Raw genomic sequence first — 17,468 nt, 5'->3', positions numbered from 1 at the left:
ATTAGCGTAAAAGTACTAAGACCTTTTGATAAATTTTAATTTTAACAAACCTTTATGGTTTTGTTGTAAGCATTTCTTTTTAGTGAACAATAAAAATAGTATTTTTAGCAATAAATTGCCCGGTAATGAATAATCCTGTAGCCCAGGGTATTGCCGATTTCCTAAAGCAATATCCGCCCTTTAGCAGCCTGGCCCCTGCCGATTTATTTTACATTGCAACGCAGTCTAAAGTTGTGTACCTCGAAAAGAACCAGGTTCTTTTTAGGGGTGGCGATGCTACACACCCTGATTTTTACATAGTTAAAGACGGTGCTGTGGGGCTTTCGCTTACCTCTGATGCCGAGGAAACACTTATAGACAAATGCGACGAAGGCGATATCCTGGGCCTGCGCCCGTTTTTTGCCAAGAACGACTATTTAATGACGGCACGCGCACGCGAAGAGTCTATTATCTACGGCGTTCCCATTGCGGCGTTTCAAACCTATGTAACCCAGAACCCAAAGGTTCTGGAGTTTTTATTGGAGAGCTTCGCATCACAAACGCGTAACCCATACGATAAAGAACGCAGCGGAAAGCTACTGGCCGAAAACACTGTTTTTAGCGAGCAGGTTGCCGATATACAGTACTTTCAGCCCATTAAATATACACGTAACCCCATAACGGCTAACCCCGAAGATGTGCTTATGTTTATTGCCAAAACCATGGCAAACAGCGCTGTAGGCAGCGTTATCATCCAGCAGGACCAGTTGCCTATTGGCATTATTACCGATAAAGATTTGCGTTCTAAAATTGCCACCGGCCTCTTCCCTATTACTGTTGAAGCCCGCGAGGTAATGACAACGCCTGTAATTACGGTTCCGGAAAATATATCGGTTGCCGAAGCACAAATGATAATGCTTAAGCACAATGTGGGCCACCTCTGCGTTACCCGCGATGGTACCGATAATACACCAGTAACCGGAATAATATCTGAGCACGATGTGGTTGCCGCACAGGCAAATACCCCAGGTGTGTTGCTTAAACAAACCCGCAGGGCCACCAATAATAAAGAGCTTAAGTACGTTCGCGAAAAGCTGACCGACCTTATTCAGAATTCCATCGATAAAAATATCCCTATCTCGCACATTTCTAACATTGTAGCCGAGATTAATATTGCCCTTACCCGCCGCGCTATAGAGCTGGCGGTAGAGAAAATTGGCAGCCTGCCCCCCGTTCGTTTTGTATGGGTAAATATTGGCAGCCAGGGCCGTAAGGAACAGTTGCTGCTTACCGACCAGGACAATGCACTGGTGTTTGAAGATGTAGAGGCCGCACAATACGACACCGTAAAACGCTATTTTGTAGAACTGGCAGGATTGGTTACAGAGTCGCTTAACAAAGTAGGTTACGAGTTTTCTCCGCACAATATTATGGCGCGCAACCCGCAGTGGTGCAAATCGTTAACCGACTGGATCAAGCAATACCATACCTGGATTAATACCCCGGCTGAAAAGGGTATTGAGATAAGCACCCTATTTTTTGATTTCGACTTTATTTATGGTTTCCCGGCTATTGAAGATGCCCTTACGGAAACCATTAAGCAAAATATAGAACGCAATAAGAAGTTTTTTGCCTTTTTAGCGAATGACACACTTAAAAACCCGCCACCATTAGGCTTTTTCAGGCAGTTTTTGGTAGAAGGCGATGGCGAACATAAAGATAGCTTTGATATTAAGGCACGCGCCTTAGAGCCGCTTATAGACGCTGCAAGGCTGTTGGCACTTAACCAGGGCATTACCGAGGTTACCAACACCTACCATCGCTTTAAAAAGCTGGCAGAGATAGAGCCACAGCACACCGACCTGTACGATGAATGTGCCGAGGCGTTTAACGTGCTGCAACATTTCCGTACCGAAGAAGGGCTTATAAACAGCTCTAATGGCAGGTACCTTAATTTAAACGAACTGTCTAAAACCGATAAGGTAAAGCTTAAAAACTGTTTTCAGCCAATAAGCGATGTGCAGGACCTTATAAAAAATCGCTTTTCTTTAACCTATGTTAGTTAATTATGGCTTTTGAATGGCTTACCGGCAGTAACCTGCCCCAATTCTGGAAAAATTACGTTGCCCTTTTTGATGATGATAAAGAGGGCCAGAAACGCTATGTTATTTTTGATATGGAAACCACCGGCCTGGACTGGAAAGAAGATGTGGTGCTTTCTATTGGCGCCATTGGCGTAGCGGGCAATGCCATAGAGGTGGGCGATTTTCTGGAAGTGCAAATTAAGCAGGACAGGTTTACATCGCAATCGATCGCTATGAGCGGTATTATAAAAGACGAGCAGGAAAAGGTTGTGGAAGCCGAGGGTATGATACAGTTTCTTAATTTTATTAAAGATTCTATACTGGTTGGCCACAACGTAAACCTTGATATAGAAATGGTTAACCAGGCTTTAAAGCGCCTGGACCTGGGCAGGGTTAAAAACCCGCTTATGGACACCAATGTGCTCTATAACAAATGGAAAGGCTTTGCCGACGACTCTCAGGCACCATTAGATGAGCTTTGCGAAGCCTTAAAAATTGAAAAAAGCGACAGGCACACTGCCTGGGGCAATGCCTATACAACGGCCCTTGTTTTTTTAAAGCTGAAAAGAAAATTGAGGATTGCTTAATTATTGCCGGCCTAAAATAGGATTGATCCTGTTTCTTAACTGCCTTTCAAATTCAGTGGCTATAATATCATAGTTTATCACATCTAAAACTATAGTGCTAATTCTAAAAGAGTTGCCATGAAATTCTTCTCTATTAGTAAGTTTAAGGCCTGTTGTTCTTTGCTCCAGTCTTAGATGCAAATGTTCCAAAACTCTTTTTTGTATATTTTTAGATTTGCCAATGTACAAAGGGAACCATTCTCCTAATTTTACTGTTCGATGGCTCTTACAACGCAACTTTTTTAAACTGGGAACATTAGACTTACTGTAACGTTCATGGTTTAGGATTTTTTCAAAACCGGCAAGCCATTCATCAAAAGTGGCATCAGTATCAACTATCTTAATTTCAATAAGATATACACCTTTGTTTGCTGGTATGGTTGTCGTAATACTTTCTTTGTCAACCTCCTTATTAGCTATAAACGTAACAGGAGAGTCAAATCCATAAGAATTTATTTGACCGAATAGGTTATTTAAACTTTCAGAAAACTGATTATCAACATCTTTTATCGAACCCATATTATTCTTTTTATAAATATATAGTTAAAAAAAGAATAATACAGCTAAATGCAAATTATTTTGTAAGAATTTAATTCTGAAGCAATTGCACTTCGGGCAAAATAATGTAAAACGTAGTGCCTTTACCCAGTTCCGACTTTATATAAATGGTTCCGTTATGGTTGTTGGCAATACGCCTGCAAATAGCCAGCCCAATCCCCGACCCGGAATATTCGGTACGGGCATGCAGCCTTTTAAATACCTCAAAAATTTGTTTTTGGTATTGCTCTTCAATACCAATTCCGTTATCGGTAACGCTAAATCTATAATATATAACATCTGCCGGATGGCTAATGTATTGCTTTACTTCACTTACTTTAAGTCTCTTACAATCAATACTTACAATGGGCTGTTTACTTGTTGGAACAAATTTTAGAGCATTGCCTATAAGATTATAAAACAACTGATTCATTTGCAATGGCACTGCTTCTATAACCGGTAAGTTGCCAATTAATATCTGGGCGTCTTTCTCTTCTATAAGCAACTCAAAATCGCTCCTCACAGCCTTAACAATATCCTGTAAATTTGTACGCACAAAACGCGTGTCGGGGTTTAGTAATCGCGAAAACTCCAACAGGTCTTTTATAAGCATCGACATCCTTTCAGACGATCGTATAATTTTATCAATGGTACCTTTATGTACACCTTCTTTATCCTTCTCACGAAGCAAATTAGAGAACATACTTATTTTGCGAAGCGGTTCCTGCAAATCGTGGCTGGCAACATAGGCATACTGGGCAAGCTCTTCGTTAGAATTTATCAGCTTTAAATTCATTTCTTCAAGGTCCTGGTTGGCTTTTTGCAACTCTTCGGTACGTATATTAACTTCGTTTTGCAGCTCCATCTGAATCCGCTTCTGGGCAGTAATATCCTGCGCTGTACCGCCAATCATGTACGGTTTACCATGCACATCAAAAAAAGCTTTTCCCTGTGCATGCAAAAAACGCTGCCTCCCGGTAAGGCGGTTTATAATGGTATATTCTTCATCATATACACCATCAGAATCAGGCTCTAAAGCCCTGCTTATAGCCTGTTCTATACGCTTTCTGTCGTCTTTATGTATAATTTCGTACACATCTTTTACGTCTTCGGGCTTACCGCTAAAGCCATACCATTCCAGCATCCTGTCAGAATAGGTAACAATACCAGTTTGGGGGTCAAGGCTCCATGTACCCAGTTCGGCCAATTCTATCGCACCGCGCAACGATGCTTCTGCCTCAACAATAGCCTGTTGAGTCTTAATAGTTTCAGTAACATCTATGGCAATATCTAAAACAGCATACACCTCTCCGTTAGCATCAAAAAGCGGTGTGTAACTTACATTATAAAAATTGGTTGCAAGAACACCATCACGCATAATATTTACCTGCCTGCCATAATGGTGGGTTTTAATACCCTTATCAAATACCTCATGCATAAGGTCTATCGAAGCCTGGCCCAGCAATTCGGGCATCGATTCCAGCAAAGGCCTGCCTATAAATTCTTCTTCAGTGCGGGCAACAAATTTTAAAAATTCTTCATTCGCAATATCAGTTACAAGTTCATCCCTACCTTTAAAAACAGCCATTGCCGCCTGTGCCGAGTATATAACCGCCTTAAATTTAGCCTCGCTTTCGGCAATTTGCCTGGTGTTGTGCACACGTGATGTAACATCTATAGCAAGCACCAGCACGCCGGTAATTATACCCTCTTTATCTTTTTGTGCCGAATAGGTAAAATCAACGTAAACATCGGTTAAAACGCCATTATGCTCAAGCTTAACAAGGGTTTCGTAGCCGTGGTGTGGCATACCGGTTGTATAAACGCCATCCAGTAGTTCTAAAAACCCCTGGCCTTCAATCTCCGGAATAGCCTCAATAAGTGGCTTATACATTATAGAGGCATCTTTGCCCCAAATTGCCAAGATGCCTTTGTTGGCAATTTCAACAACCATCTCTTTGCCTTTAAGCAGGCCAATAGCCATAGGGCTTTGCTCTGTAACCGACCTAAAACGCGATTCGCTTTCCTGCATTTTACGCTTGGTAAAAACACGGTCGGTAACCTCAATAGCGGTATTTAATATGGCATATACCCTGTTTTGATTGTCAAACAGCGGCTTGTACATAAAATCAAAATAATACGTAGCCAAAACACCATTGGTAGCCAAATCTACAGGGGCTTCGGTAACCTGATATATCTGTCCTGTTGTAAAAACATCATCCAATATTTGTAAAAAGGGCTGCCCTTCAAGCTCCGGTAATGCGTCTGCCAACTTTTGACCCACTACATTGCCTTTGCCCCAAAAGTTTAAAAGCACACCGTTAGCAACCCCAATAACCAGCTCCCTGCCCATATAAAGACCAATGCCGGTATTAGATTCGTTTATTATTGCCTGTAGTATATCGGCATCTATATTAGCACCATCAGGTTGGCTTTCGCCGAATACCTGCTGCACGGTACCGTAAAAAATATCGCCATGTTTTTTACCTTTAAGCCGTAGTAAATCGCCATTTGGGTTATGATACTTTGTATCTATAACACCAAGCGCCAAAGCTGTTTGCAGTGCAATAGCAGCAAGCGTGGCATCGGCCTCGCTGGTTAATGTAAATATATGATTGTAGGTAGATTCAGCCTCTTGAAAACCAAAAATTTGCTGTGCAGTACCATCCAGAAACATTTGCCCGGTTGCAGCGTTAAAATGCCATGTGCCTATTCCGGAAGCCTCTAAGGCCTTTTGAATGTGTTCGGCTGCCGAACCGTTGTGTTGCATGGATAGTAGTGTGATAGTTGAAACACAAATATATCGAATTAGTAATTAATCCGGTAACAGATTAGATTTATTATAACACGAATATTTGATTGCCTTTATTTGCAATCCAGGTCGATTATAACTATCTTTTTTATAGGAAGCAGTTGTACTAAATGCATCTCTAAAATTGTATTGCCCAAGGCATTAATATTATAACTTTCTTTTATTACACCACTGGGCGTTTTACCGTTATACTTCCAAAACCTGTAGGCCAGGCTTTGCGGTTTAAGCATGGGCAGCTGTAAGTACAGGCTGTTATCTATTATATAATGTTGGGTACTGATTTCCAGCCGCTCAATTTTTTTCTTATTGGCAGGTTGCAGTACAAAATACTTAAAGGGCTGGGTGTTTATAACCGTATCGGCTTTGGTAATAAAATCATAATCTTTCATCCGGATGTTATCCGAAGGCAACGTCATGGCATAGGGGCATTTTATGCTGATACCTTCAACAAAAAAATCTTCGGTAGACAGGTTGCTCCTAAAATACTTTCCGCTCTCTAACAGCAGTTCCAGATAGGTAGTGCCTTTAGCTTCGTGCACTGTAAGGCAATAGCTGTTGTCTTTAGAATTTATAAAGCGGTAATCGGTATACGTTTTTGCTATTTTAGTTATGGTATCGGTCCTGTCTGTATGGCTGTACTCCAGCATATAATCAAAAATGTAATTCTGGCTTTTAGCCGAAGCCGCAACCAATAGTACTATTAATAGCAGGTAATTTTTAAGCATACTAAAGCAATTTTACAACTTTATGGCACCGCCCATGATGGCTGACTGATACCGGCTCTAAAGTTTTGTTTTGATGCCCATAAATATAAGGAAAACCTGATATATCTTTTACTACTGCGGCATTTTTTACCTCTGTTATTTTATTAAACAACCCCTTGCTGCAAAGTGCTTTAGTGTGGATTATATCTTCCAGAATTTCAGACTCTGTATAAAATATAAATCGTTTGCAATGCACCTCTCCCGTAAAACCCTTATCGTTTTGCGATATTTTACAACATTCCAATTGTAGTGGAATAAAAGCCCTAATGCCCGTTTGGCGGTTATAGATTTTATAAGCCGACTCTTTCATGCTCCATAGCAGCCATACCATTGTTTCAGGGTCAGGATGGTGATTTATGAGCTGTTGTTCTGATATTGTAAACAGCTTATCCAGAAAGCCACGGCGCTGCCAGTTGCTCTCTTTGCGCGATTGGATAATATCTACAACATCGTTACCAATCATTTGGCAGCCAGTTTGGTTTCTATAATTTCTACGGCTGTTTTTACATCAAGCATGCGCTCCATGTCGGCATTTTCAATAACAATATCAAAGGCCTCCTCTATATCTAAAACAATATCTACCAGATTGGCCGAGTTGATGTTAAGGTCGTTTATAAAATCGGTGTTTTCATTCAGGTTATCGTAAGCCACTGTATTTGTGGTATAGGGCTTAACAATTACTTTTAATTTAGCAATAAGATCTTCTTTATTCATGGGGTTATTGTTCAAATTTTTTAAAGATTATACAGGCATTTACATCGCCAAAACCAAAACTGGCCTTGGCTATAATATTCAGGTTTTTATGAATGATTTTTGTAGGCACTTTACCCGGATCGATAAGTGCCGCAATATCCGTATGCAGGTCGTCGCAGTTTATGTTAGGGAAGATAAACCCTTCGTGCAATTGCAGTACCGTGGCAACGCTCTCTATACTGCCAGCTGCGCTAAGGCAATGCCCCGTCATTGATTTTAAGGAATTGATGTACGGAAAATCATTCCCGCCCCTGCCCAAAGCCTTTGTCCAGTTCTCTATCTCAAGGCTGTCTTTAGTGGTGGCGGTAAGGTGGCCGTTTATAGCATCGATATCATTGGCAGAAATTCCCGCATTCATTACAGCATCAATTATACAACGTTGCACAGCAGTGCTGTTAGGCGCCGTCATGCTGCCGCTGCCGCGTTGCCCGCCAGAGTTTACACTACCACCCAGCACCTCGGCATAAATAGTTGCACCGCGCTCTAAGGCACTATCTAAATCTTCAACAACCAATGCACCTGCCCCACTGCCCGGCACAAAGCCTGCCGCTGTGGCACTCATTGGTCGCGACCCATGTGTTGGATCATCATTATGTTTTGAATCGCATACACGCAGCGCATCAAAGCCTGCCCAGATGTAAGGGCCGCTATCTCCGGTGCTGCCTGCCAGTATTCGCTTAGCCTTACCGGCCTGTATACGGTCGTACGCCATTAAAATAGCCTCGGCACCCGTGGCGCAGGCCGACGAGTTGGTTGTAACCTGATTGCCCAACCCTAACTTACCCCCCAGGTAGGCACTAACGCCGCTGTTCATGGTTTGGGCTACAACGGTACTGCCCAGGCGGCGGGTTTGTAAATCGTCTATCTTATAAATGCTTTCGCGAAATTTATCAATGCCCGATGTACCCGATCCAAATATGGTACCGCTATGCCAGTCGGGTTCTTCGTTATTTTCTATGGGCAGGCCGGCATTGCTCCAGGCTTCTATACCTGCAATAACGCCATATAATATACCCGTACTGTTAAAGCCACGCAATTCTAATTCGGTAAAATACTGTGTTTTTAGCTCGTCTGATATTTGTGGCTGACCCGCAATCTGGCAGGAAAACTGCAATTGCTGCAACTTCGCATCATGCCGTATGCCCGATACTCCGTTTTTTATGGCATGGGTAAACGCAGGCAGTCCAACCCCGTTGGGGGCAGCAACACCAAGGCCTGTTATAACTACCCTTTTGCTCATAGTTTAGTAGTTATCATACCGGCAACAATACCTTTACAAACGTCTATACCAGCTTCGTTTTTCATAACTACATTGCATTTTAACTTGCCAAACCTAAAGAATGTTTTTTCTGATATTACCGTTACTTTTTCGTTTGGATATACAGGTTTTAAAAACTGTATATCAGCTGATGTAAAAGCTATTACCGTATCTTTCTTTAAGTCGTTGTTTAACAAATAAATTCCCAGGCAAACCATGCCTATCTGCGCCATGGTTTCGGTTAAGATAACTCCGGGCGTTACCGGATTATCTTTAAAATGCCCTTTGTAAAAATCAAGGTTTTCATCAAAAGTATAGGTGCCCGTAATACCGTTTTCGTCGGCATGCAATAGCTCATCTACAAACAAAAAAGGTTTGGTGTAAGGCAGTTGGGCAATAATTGTATTAAGATCCATAGTTGATATTGTTAGTTTTGTTAGCCACGAATTGCGCTATTTCGAGAATTATTTGTTAAGTCGTGTGTATTAGTATACTCGTAAAATTAATGGCAAAATCACTTTTTTACCATTGTAACAGTACACGTTGTGCCGAGAACCCCGGCCCAAAGCTTAGCATTACGCCTTTTTCTCCCGCTTGCGGATTCCCATCCATAATTTGCTCTAAAACATAGAGTACCGTTGCACTCGACATATTTCCGTAGCTTCTTAGCACCTCTTTAGTCGCATCTATATTTTTACCGAGGCCGGAAAACAACGCCTCTACTGTCTGAACTATCTTCTTTCCTCCCGGATGAAATATAAGATGGTCTATATCTTCAATTTTTAAATTGTTACGCTCCAAAAACGGATGGATAATATCGCCAAAATGTGCTGCTATAGTGTCGGGCACTTCAATATCTAATACCATTTGCAGGCCGCTGTTAGTCAGTTTAAAGCCCATCATGTGCTCGGCATCATAAAAATGATACATTTGCTCGTCCAGTATTTCGGGGCCCTTATCTTCTTCGTAAGACGACAGCAAACAACAGGCAGCACCATCGCCAAAAATAGCGGCGCTTACAATGTTGGGCATCGAAAAATCGTTAAGCTGAAACGTTGCCGTAGGCGATTCTACCGCTATTACTGCCGCCCGTTTACCCGGATTTGCTTTTAAAAAGTTCTTGGCATATATAATGCCCGAAATTCCGGCTGCACAGCCCATTTCCGTTACCGGAAGGCGCACAATATCCTGCCGCAATTTCATTTTATTTATAAGGTAAGCATCCAATGACGGTATCATAATACCCGTACAGCTTACTGTTATAATATAATCCAAGGTATGAGGATCCCAGCCTGCTTTATTTAAGGCTTTGTCCAGTACCTGTTCGCCTAAAATAATGGCTTCACGTGTGTAAATATCATTTTTTTCTTCGAAAGATGTAGCTGTAAACACCTCCAGCGGATCCATTACAGAGTAGCGCCTGTCTACCGCTGCACCCTCAAATATCTTTTTTACTTTTTTTATAAAGCGTTCGTCCTGGCCCTCAAGCCAGCCATCCAATAACGGAATGATATCTTTAGTATCGCGCGAGTACCGTGGTAATTGCTTGGTGGCGGTTATAATTTTTACACTCATACTTTATAAATTATCCATTGGTACCTAAACGCCCATTTCCATTGGATGCTGTAGTTTTTTAAATTCAGTTTTTTAGAGAAAAGCTCTAACTCATTCTTCTTAAATCCGCGTAATATAGACACCAACCCATCTTCGCGAGACATACGGTTAAGGCTAAAAACACTGCAAATAAGGCCAAAAAGCTTGTACGCGATCTTGCTGCGGTGCAAATCGTTTATAACAATACCCAACGTAGCATTGCTATTAAAGGTAGCCATAATATTGGTAATCTGACTATCTTCAAAATGATGCAGCGTTAGCGTGCATAATACTATATCATAGTGTAGTTTTTCGAATTCCTCAGTAAAAATATCAATACACAAATATTCTATATCAGGATGATTTTCAGATAACTTACGTGCATAATTAACCGTATAAGCGTTTGCATCTATGCCAATTAATCGCAGCCTGATATTGTTTTTAGCACCATAATCAGCCAGCGTGCGCAGCATGTCGCCATTGCCGCAGCCAACATCGGCAATGGTAATCAGTTGTGTGGTATCTGCTTTATCGAGCAATTGTTTTACACCATTTAGCGTAAGGCTGTTACCTCCTAATAATTTATTTATATGGGCAATTTTATCTAAGGCAAGGCGCAATTCTTCACCGTGCAGCAAAAAATTATCCATAATCTCTGGCTCCTCTGTCCTGTATTCTGTGCTTATAGCCATTAGTTTATTACTATGGGTTTACCATGTGTTTGTTTTATAATTTTTGGCAACAACGCCGGAAATTGTATCATCATTTTCAACAGCTGATTAGCCATTATCTTGCTCCGTAATAATTTAGCGAGCAGCCTGCCCATTAGCATCCTTCTTCTAAAATTACTGTTCCAAGCTTTGGTATAGCTTTTTTCGAGTTGCTGCCTGCTGGCAATGCTCCCCTCAAAATACTCCAGTACCAATTCTGACGCTATTTTTGCGCTGTGCAATGCCATTGCCATGCCGTTACCGCACAACGGATGAATAAGCCCTGCGGTATCGCCCATCATAAGTATATGATTTTCCACCGGGGCCTTTTTGTCGAATGATATCTGGCTTATGGTTAAAGGTTTATCAAACAATAAAGTGCTGTTCTCAAAAATAGCTTTCAGGTTTTTGTTTTTGTAAAGTACCTGCTGCTGGTACTCTTCGATATTTTTGTATTGTTTAAACGTAGCATAATCAGCCAGGTAACAAATGTTGATGCGGTTGTCTTCTACTTTAGAGACCCCACAATAACCTCCGCTAAAATTATGAAGCGCCACAACATTATCGGGAAATTTACCCGAATAATGTGCCTTTACTGCCAGCCACGGCGATTTCTTCTGGATAAAATCACGTGATAAAAGCTGGTCGATATTGGAACGTTTGCCGTAAGCACCCAAAACTATTTTTGCAGCATAAGTTCGCGAAGAGGTTGTAACAGTAAACAGATCGGCTGTAAACTGTACATCAGTCACCGTTGCTTGTACTACCTTGCAGCCGTTTGCTATAGCTTTTTGGTACAAGAAATTATCTAATACATAACGGCTTACACCAAAGCCCCCTAAAGGCAGTTGTGCCGAAGTTGTTATTCCTGTTGCGGTAGAAAATTCGAACTTATCGATATGTGCAGGATGCAGTTGCGACACATCGGCGCCAAGCCAGTTTAGGTACTGCAGTATTTCGTTAGAAATGTATTCGCCACACACTTTATGGCGCGGGTACGATGATTTTTCGATTACCGTGACAGATAATCCTTTAAGGGATAAATGTATAGCACCGGCCAGTCCGGCCAGTCCGCCACCAATAATAATAACATCTGGATTTGTTGCCATAGCTGTGCTAATTTAACAAAATCAGCTTGCTAAAATGTTATTATTTGCATAAAAAAAGCGGCATCATTTAAATGATGCCGCTCTATGCAATAGTCTATACTTATATTAGTCTCTTATCACAAAATAATTGGCAAGGAACTGAAAAGCTAACAATCCGAACAGATATACGGTAGCCAGTGTGCCAATTTCGCCCATTGTAAAAGCTGTAACAGTTGCAATAGCACCCACTACAAACATTGCACTAACATAGCTTATAAATATGCCCGGCGGTTTTGCAAACAACCTGCTTACCGGTATTAGCATGGTAAATGTAAAAAAAGCTGCTACAAGCCAGGGCTCGTTTGCCGTTAGCAGGTAGGTTATGCCGCTTAATACTGAAAGCAGCACGCAAACACCTGTTAGCGTAGACGTTATTTTTTCTTCTTTATCAAGCAAATGCTTACCATATTTGTTGAGCCTCAAAAACAAATTGCCTAATGGGTTGATGATCCATGTTGAAAAGGCAAACACAAAAAGCAAAATTATTAGCGGAAGTAAAAATGGCCTGAGCGTTGGGCTGCTATCGGCAAGGCGCTGAAGTGCCTTGGTGCCAAAGTAAAAACCTGCAATAAAGGCCCATTGGTACTTAGCTGCCATGTTAGACATCCAAAACGAGTATTGCAGAAACCAACGGTACACCATAAAACGCGCCTTAAGCGCTTCTATCATACCTGCTTTTGCATGCATAGAGTTAGGATCGTTACGAAGTGCCTCTGTAAAATGCACTAACGATTTTTTTACATCGCCTTTTTCCAGCAGGCCCCAACCATAGTTAGAGTGCGTATAGGCATCATTAGGGTCTTCGTGCAAGGCCTCGGCAATGGTACTAAAGGATTCTTCTTTCCTGTTTAATTTTAAAAGTGCCGTACTACGCACATTGAGCCCCAGTAAGTGGTTGGCATCTAATGCCAGTGCCTCGTTAGCGGTATTTAACGCCGCCTCGTAGTCTTTTTTAATCAGTAATATATGCGCCAATAACGAAAAATAATCGGCGTTGTAGGGGTCCATTCCAATAGCCTGCCTTATATACTTTTCTGCATCTGCCTTTTTTTCCCTGAAAAGGTATAGTCTCGACTTTAAAAAAAAGTAACGCGACTCCTGTGGGTACAGGGCAATGGCACTATCTATATACTCTTCGGCCTTATTTAAATTTTCTTTCTGAAGGTTTACTTCGGCAAGCAAATACAACACATAATCGTTTGTAGGGTCGGCACTAATTACTTCGCCCAGCAATTTTTCGGCATCGTCATACCTTTGCTGGCTCATTAGTATACCGGCTTTTTCTAATAGACCTTCCTGCATTATTTTTTAATTTTTAGGTATGATAGTACATCATTATAAAGGCCGGATTCGTTGGCGTATAATGCAAAATTTTTAGCCGACACAAACCATTCTTTTGTACTGGCATTGTGCTTTTTAACGGCATTGGCAAGGTCTTTTTCTTCAATAGGCTCGGGTATGCCGCTTTTAAACGATGCTTCCAGTTTATCTTCTATGGCAATATCTATAATGGCCTCTATATCGGCACCGGAATAATCAGCGGTTAGCTTTGCCAGCTTGTTGTAATTTATGTTGCCTACCGGCTTTCCGTTCAGTTTTAGCTTAAAAATAGCCTCACGCGCCTCATCATCCGGCGGCGGAATAAAGATGATCCTGTCAAACCTGCCCGGCCTTCTAAAGGCGGTATCTAAATGCCAGGGGGCATTGGTAGCACCCAGCACCAGGATTCCATCGTTATCTGAATCTATACCGTCTAACTCCTGTAAAAACTGGTTGATAAGATGACGCGAACCGGAGTTTTTCATATCGCTGCGGCTGGCACCAAGGGCATCTATTTCATCAAAAAATAAAACACAGGGCTTGTTTCTACGCGCAGTTTCAAACATTTCATGCAGGTTTTTTTCGCTGTTGCCAATCCACATGTCAAGTATGTCGTTAAGGCCAACGCTTATAAAGTTAGCGTTTATTTGCCCGGCAGTAGCTTTGGCAATAAATGTTTTACCACATCCAGGAGGGCCATACAGCAATATACCCCCACCCGTTTTTTTGCCATAAGCTTTGTAAAGGTCGGCATGGGTTAGCGGATGAATAATCTTTAACTCAATCTCCTTCTTTATCTTATCCATACCCCCCACATCGCCAAAATTAATTTTCGGTTTTGTAAATAATGCATGGTGAGGCTCTTCCTCCACTATTTGTTGTTGCGGAATCATACCAATTCGAAGTTCGGCGTCAAGCTCTTCGTCTTTATACCCGGGAATCATTTCCAGCACCTTTTTATAGTTCTCAACCGCCTGTGCATGCAGGTTCTCTTTTAAAAGGGTTTTTGAGTAAAGAATAAGAAAGTTGATGTTATCAGGGTCTGACCTGAGTGAATCTTCTAAAATTACGCTACAGGTTGCATACTGCCCTTGTTTAAAATAGGTTTGTGCCAGCCCGTATCGGGCTAAAGGATTGTCCTGCAGGGCAAGTACTTCTTTATATTCGGTTTCTGCCTCTGCAAGCCTGTTAAGGTTTAAAAGGCTTTCGGCCAGGTGCAGTTTTAAAGGTATGTTGTTAGGAGAAAATTTTAGGGCCTCCCTTAGGTTGTCTATTGCGTTGTTATCCATAGTAGTATTAACTGTAGGCTAATTTAAAGAAATATTTAATAAGGCGGTATAAAAAAAACAGTCCCCTTTCGGGGACTGCTCTCTCAATTTAAATTTGGGTTAGTTAAAGCTTTCCCTCTTTAATTTCCTCAACAATTTCAGGATTAAGCAGGGTGCTTGTATCTCCAAAATTACTAAAATCGCCCTCGGCTATTTTACGGAGAATCCTCCTCATAATTTTGCCCGAACGCGTTTTAGGCAATCCGGATACAAACTGTATTTTATCAAGCTTGGCAATCGGGCCAATGTGGCTTGATATGTGCTCGTTGATTTCTTTTTCAAGGTTTTCTTTCATACGGCCGGCACCCGATTCTTTAAGGATGATAAAGCCATACAGTGCATTACCCTTAACATCGTGCGGAAAGCCTACAATAGCCGATTCTGCCACCGCAGGATGCTCATTAATAGCATCTTCTATGGGTGCAGTACCCAGGTTATGACCCGATACAATAACAACATCGTCTACGCGGCCTGTAATACGGTAGTAGCCTACCTCGTCTCGCAGGGCGCCGTCTCCGGTAAAATATTTACCCGGGAAGGTTGAGAAATACGTATCCTTAAACCTTTGGTGGTCGCCCCAGATGGTGCGCGCCATACCCGGCCAAGGGAATTTTATACAAAGGCTACCCACAACCTGGTTGCCTTCTATTTCGTTGCGTTTTTCGTCCATCAGCACCGGCTGTACGCCCGGTAATGGTAACGTAGCATAGGTTGGCTTGGTTGGTGTTACAAACGGTAGCGGAGATATCATGATACCGCCCGTTTCTGTCTGCCACCAGGTATCTACAATAGGCGATTTCTTTTTGCCTACGTGGTCGTTATACCAGTGCCATGCCTCTTCGTTAATTGGCTCTCCAACCGACCCTATCACTTTTAATGTAGAAAGGTCGTGCTTGTCTACCCAGCTCCAGTTTTCTTTCGCTAACGAGCGTATTGCCGTTGGCGCAGTGTAAAACTGGGTTACTTTATGCTTGTCGATAACTTCCCAGAAACGGCCAAAATCAGGATATGATGGTACACCTTCAAAAAGAACAGTGGTAGCACCGTTTAATAACGGCCCGTACAATATGTAAGAGTGACCGGTTATCCAGCCAATATCGGCAGTACACCAATAGATGTCGTTCTCTTCGTAAGCAAAAATATTTTTAAATGTATAGGCAGCATACACCATGTAGCCTGCGGTAGTGTGCAGCATACCTTTAGGTTTTCCGGTAGAACCCGATGTGTACAATATAAATAACGGATCTTCTGCATCCATTATTTCAGCCACATTGTTCGCTACAGCTTCGTCAAGCAATGGCTGTAACCACTGGTCGCGGCCTTCTTTCATGCTTACTTCGCTGCCTGTTCTTTTAGCTACCAAAACAGTAGTTACCGTAGGGCAGGTTTTAAGGGCTTCGTCTACAATGCTTTTAAGCTCAATAGTTTTGTTGCCACGGAAACCACCATCAGACGTGATTACCATTTTACAACCCGAATCTGTAACCCTTGCGGCAATTGCCGAAGCAGAGAACCCCGCAAATATTACCGAGTGTACTGCACCAATCCTGGCACAGGCCAGTACAGCAATAGCAAGTTCAGGAATCATGGGCAGGTAAATACATACCCTATCGCCTTTTTTAACACCCTGATCGCGCAATACGTTTGCCATTTTGGCTACGCGGTCGTACAATTCGTTATAAGATATATGTTGTGCCTCTTCCTTAGGGTCATTCGGTTCAAAAAGTATAGCGGTCTTCTCGCCTCTTTTTGCCAAATGGCGGTCGATACAGTTTTTTGTAATATTTACTTTAGCGTTAACAAACCACTTAACATCGGCTTCCTGCATATCAAACTCTACAACCTTGTCCCATTTTTGGTACCAGGTAAAGTTCTCATCGGCAATTTTATCCCAAAATTTTCTGGGTTCGCGAATGGATTTATTATAATGCTTGAAATATTGTTCCAGATTTTTTACCTGATAGTAACTCATTTGCGTTAGTTTTGGTTTGTTTTTAAAGACTTTGTAAATATATTAAGGTTTAATTTTATTTCCTATATATTTTTGCAAAAATAATATATATACCATATTTTTTTGGTATACTTAAATGGTATTTTGTGTGTATAATTTTACTTAAAGAAACTTTGCAACTCCGGTACTCTGACACTTTGCAACATCTCTGCTTAAAGCCCAACCAACCCATTAACCTGTTCTACCAGTTTTTTGATAGAAAAAGGTTTGGTCATGTAAAGGTCGGCGCCCAGCGATAGGCCTTTTTCTATATCGCTTTCCTTATTTTTAGCCGACAGAAAAATTACCTTGCAGTCCTTTAAGCGGTCGTCTTTTTTTATCTGTTCTATAGTGGCAAAGCCGTCGACCATAGGCATCATTACATCTAATATGATAACATCGGGGCTTTCAGTTTTAAGCAAATCCAGGGCTTCCTGGCCATCGCGGGCAATAAAAACCTCAAAATTATTTTTCTTGAACGTATATTCCAGCGACATAACTATGTTGGGCTCATCGTCTACAATTAAAATCTTTTTCATGGCAATATCAATGTTTCTCTTTCTTAG

16 protein-coding genes are annotated in these 17,468 nt (G+C 41.7%); 2 read left to right on the top strand and 14 right to left on the bottom strand.

Translation table 11 applies throughout. From position 1 onward, the window contains the following. The first annotated feature begins 125 nt into the window (after positions 1-125). Positions 126-2,045, top strand: a complete 1,920-nt coding sequence (locus G509_RS0114040) for a DUF294 nucleotidyltransferase-like domain-containing protein (protein WP_026992108.1) — start codon at positions 126-128, stop codon at positions 2,043-2,045. 2 nt (positions 2,046-2,047) lie between these two features. Next, positions 2,048-2,650 carry a 3'-5' exonuclease gene (locus tag G509_RS0114035; RefSeq protein WP_026992107.1) on the top strand — a complete coding sequence of 201 codons (603 nt, stop codon included), beginning with the start codon at positions 2,048-2,050 and terminating at the stop codon, positions 2,648-2,650. On the opposite strand, the gene G509_RS0114030 is transcribed toward G509_RS0114035, so the two are convergent. From G509_RS0114030 to G509_RS0113965, 14 genes are all read right to left on the bottom strand, one after another. Further along, positions 2,651-3,208, bottom strand: a complete 558-nt coding sequence (locus G509_RS0114030; protein ID WP_026992106.1) for a hypothetical protein — start codon at positions 3,206-3,208, stop codon at positions 2,651-2,653. 70 nt (positions 3,209-3,278) lie between these two features. Next, on the bottom strand, positions 3,279-5,996 hold the full coding sequence (locus G509_RS22180; protein WP_051200232.1) for a PAS domain S-box protein: 2,718 nt from the start codon (positions 5,994-5,996) through the stop codon (positions 3,279-3,281). Positions 5,997-6,091: 95 nt separating this feature from the next. Then, the gene (locus G509_RS0114020) at positions 6,092-6,763 is read right to left on the bottom strand and encodes a hypothetical protein (RefSeq protein ID WP_026992105.1); all 672 of its coding nucleotides are present in this window, start codon (positions 6,761-6,763) and stop codon (positions 6,092-6,094) included. A 1-nt stretch (position 6,764) separates the two neighbouring features. Next, positions 6,765-7,265: a 4'-phosphopantetheinyl transferase family protein gene (locus G509_RS0114015; RefSeq protein WP_026992104.1), complete on the bottom strand. Its 501-nt coding sequence runs from the start codon at positions 7,263-7,265 to the stop codon at positions 6,765-6,767. Further along, positions 7,262-7,516, bottom strand: a complete 255-nt coding sequence (locus G509_RS0114010; RefSeq protein ID WP_026992103.1) for an acyl carrier protein — start codon at positions 7,514-7,516, stop codon at positions 7,262-7,264. The genes G509_RS0114015 and G509_RS0114010 overlap by 4 nt, the downstream gene beginning before the upstream one ends. A gap of 4 nt (positions 7,517-7,520) precedes the next feature. Next, positions 7,521-8,795, bottom strand: coding sequence for a beta-ketoacyl-[acyl-carrier-protein] synthase family protein (locus tag G509_RS0114005; RefSeq protein ID WP_026992102.1), 1,275 nt, complete (start codon positions 8,793-8,795; stop codon positions 7,521-7,523). After that, entirely contained in the window at positions 8,792-9,229 is a 438-nt protein-coding gene (locus G509_RS0114000) for a 3-hydroxyacyl-ACP dehydratase FabZ family protein (protein ID WP_026992101.1), read from the bottom strand. Before G509_RS0114000 ends, G509_RS0114005 begins: the two co-directional genes overlap by 4 nt. Before the next feature lie 106 nt (positions 9,230-9,335). Then, positions 9,336-10,388 (bottom strand): type III polyketide synthase, encoded by a 1,053-nt coding sequence (locus G509_RS0113995; RefSeq protein WP_026992100.1) that lies wholly within the window; start codon positions 10,386-10,388, stop codon positions 9,336-9,338. After that, on the bottom strand, positions 10,385-11,098 hold the full coding sequence (locus G509_RS0113990) for a methyltransferase domain-containing protein (RefSeq protein WP_026992099.1): 714 nt from the start codon (positions 11,096-11,098) through the stop codon (positions 10,385-10,387). Before G509_RS0113990 ends, G509_RS0113995 begins: the two co-directional genes overlap by 4 nt. Continuing rightward, entirely contained in the window at positions 11,098-12,225 is a 1,128-nt protein-coding gene (locus tag G509_RS0113985) for an NAD(P)/FAD-dependent oxidoreductase (RefSeq protein WP_026992098.1), read from the bottom strand. Before G509_RS0113985 ends, G509_RS0113990 begins: the two co-directional genes overlap by 1 nt. 105 nt (positions 12,226-12,330) lie before the next feature. Next, positions 12,331-13,566 carry a tetratricopeptide repeat protein gene (locus G509_RS0113980; protein ID WP_026992097.1) on the bottom strand — a complete coding sequence of 412 codons (1,236 nt, stop codon included), beginning with the start codon at positions 13,564-13,566 and terminating at the stop codon, positions 12,331-12,333. Beyond that, positions 13,566-14,873, bottom strand: coding sequence for an ATP-binding protein (locus tag G509_RS0113975; RefSeq protein ID WP_026992096.1), 1,308 nt, complete (start codon positions 14,871-14,873; stop codon positions 13,566-13,568). The genes G509_RS0113980 and G509_RS0113975 overlap by 1 nt, the downstream gene beginning before the upstream one ends. Positions 14,874-14,976: 103 nt before the next feature. Continuing rightward, a complete protein-coding gene (gene acs / locus G509_RS0113970) occupies positions 14,977-16,884 on the bottom strand; it encodes an acetate--CoA ligase (RefSeq protein WP_026992095.1) in 1,908 nt (635 codons plus the stop codon). Between the two features lie 191 nt (positions 16,885-17,075). Beyond that, positions 17,076-17,441 (bottom strand): response regulator transcription factor, encoded by a 366-nt coding sequence (locus G509_RS0113965; RefSeq protein WP_026992094.1) that lies wholly within the window; start codon positions 17,439-17,441, stop codon positions 17,076-17,078. Between the last annotated feature and the right edge of the window lie 27 nt (positions 17,442-17,468).

The organism is Flavobacterium subsaxonicum WB 4.1-42 = DSM 21790, from assembly GCF_000422725.1.
GTDB classification, from domain to species: domain Bacteria; phylum Bacteroidota; class Bacteroidia; order Flavobacteriales; family Flavobacteriaceae; genus Flavobacterium; species Flavobacterium subsaxonicum.
Note: the sequence above shows the minus strand (reverse complement) of the source record. Positions and strands in the feature narration are given on the sequence as shown.

Excerpts from the sequence above, each read along its gene's own strand:
- G509_RS0114040 (WP_026992108.1), top strand. The coding sequence starts at position 126 with ATGAATAATCCTGTAGCCCAGGGTATTGCCGATTTCCTAAAGCAATAT.
- G509_RS0114035 (WP_026992107.1), top strand. The coding sequence starts at position 2,048 with ATGGCTTTTGAATGGCTTACCGGCAGTAACCTGCCCCAATTCTGGAAA.
- G509_RS0114005 (WP_026992102.1), bottom strand. The coding sequence starts at position 8,795 with ATGAGCAAAAGGGTAGTTATAACAGGCCTTGGTGTTGCTGCCCCCAAC.
- G509_RS0114030 (WP_026992106.1), bottom strand. The coding sequence starts at position 3,208 with ATGGGTTCGATAAAAGATGTTGATAATCAGTTTTCTGAAAGTTTAAAT.
- acs (WP_026992095.1), bottom strand. The coding sequence starts at position 16,884 with ATGAGTTACTATCAGGTAAAAAATCTGGAACAATATTTCAAGCATTAT.
- G509_RS22180 (WP_051200232.1), bottom strand. The coding sequence starts at position 5,996 with ATGCAACACAACGGTTCGGCAGCCGAACACATTCAAAAGGCCTTAGAG.
- G509_RS0113965 (WP_026992094.1), bottom strand. The coding sequence starts at position 17,441 with ATGAAAAAGATTTTAATTGTAGACGATGAGCCCAACATAGTTATGTCG.
- G509_RS0114010 (WP_026992103.1), bottom strand. The coding sequence starts at position 7,516 with ATGAATAAAGAAGATCTTATTGCTAAATTAAAAGTAATTGTTAAGCCC.
- G509_RS0113985 (WP_026992098.1), bottom strand. The coding sequence starts at position 12,225 with ATGGCAACAAATCCAGATGTTATTATTATTGGTGGCGGACTGGCCGGA.
- G509_RS0114015 (WP_026992104.1), bottom strand. The coding sequence starts at position 7,265 with ATGATTGGTAACGATGTTGTAGATATTATCCAATCGCGCAAAGAGAGC.
- G509_RS0113990 (WP_026992099.1), bottom strand. The coding sequence starts at position 11,098 with ATGGCTATAAGCACAGAATACAGGACAGAGGAGCCAGAGATTATGGAT.
- G509_RS0114020 (WP_026992105.1), bottom strand. The coding sequence starts at position 6,763 with ATGCTTAAAAATTACCTGCTATTAATAGTACTATTGGTTGCGGCTTCG.
- G509_RS0113975 (WP_026992096.1), bottom strand. The coding sequence starts at position 14,873 with ATGGATAACAACGCAATAGACAACCTAAGGGAGGCCCTAAAATTTTCT.
- G509_RS0113980 (WP_026992097.1), bottom strand. The coding sequence starts at position 13,566 with ATGCAGGAAGGTCTATTAGAAAAAGCCGGTATACTAATGAGCCAGCAA.
- G509_RS0113995 (WP_026992100.1), bottom strand. The coding sequence starts at position 10,388 with ATGAGTGTAAAAATTATAACCGCCACCAAGCAATTACCACGGTACTCG.
- G509_RS0114000 (WP_026992101.1), bottom strand. The coding sequence starts at position 9,229 with ATGGATCTTAATACAATTATTGCCCAACTGCCTTACACCAAACCTTTT.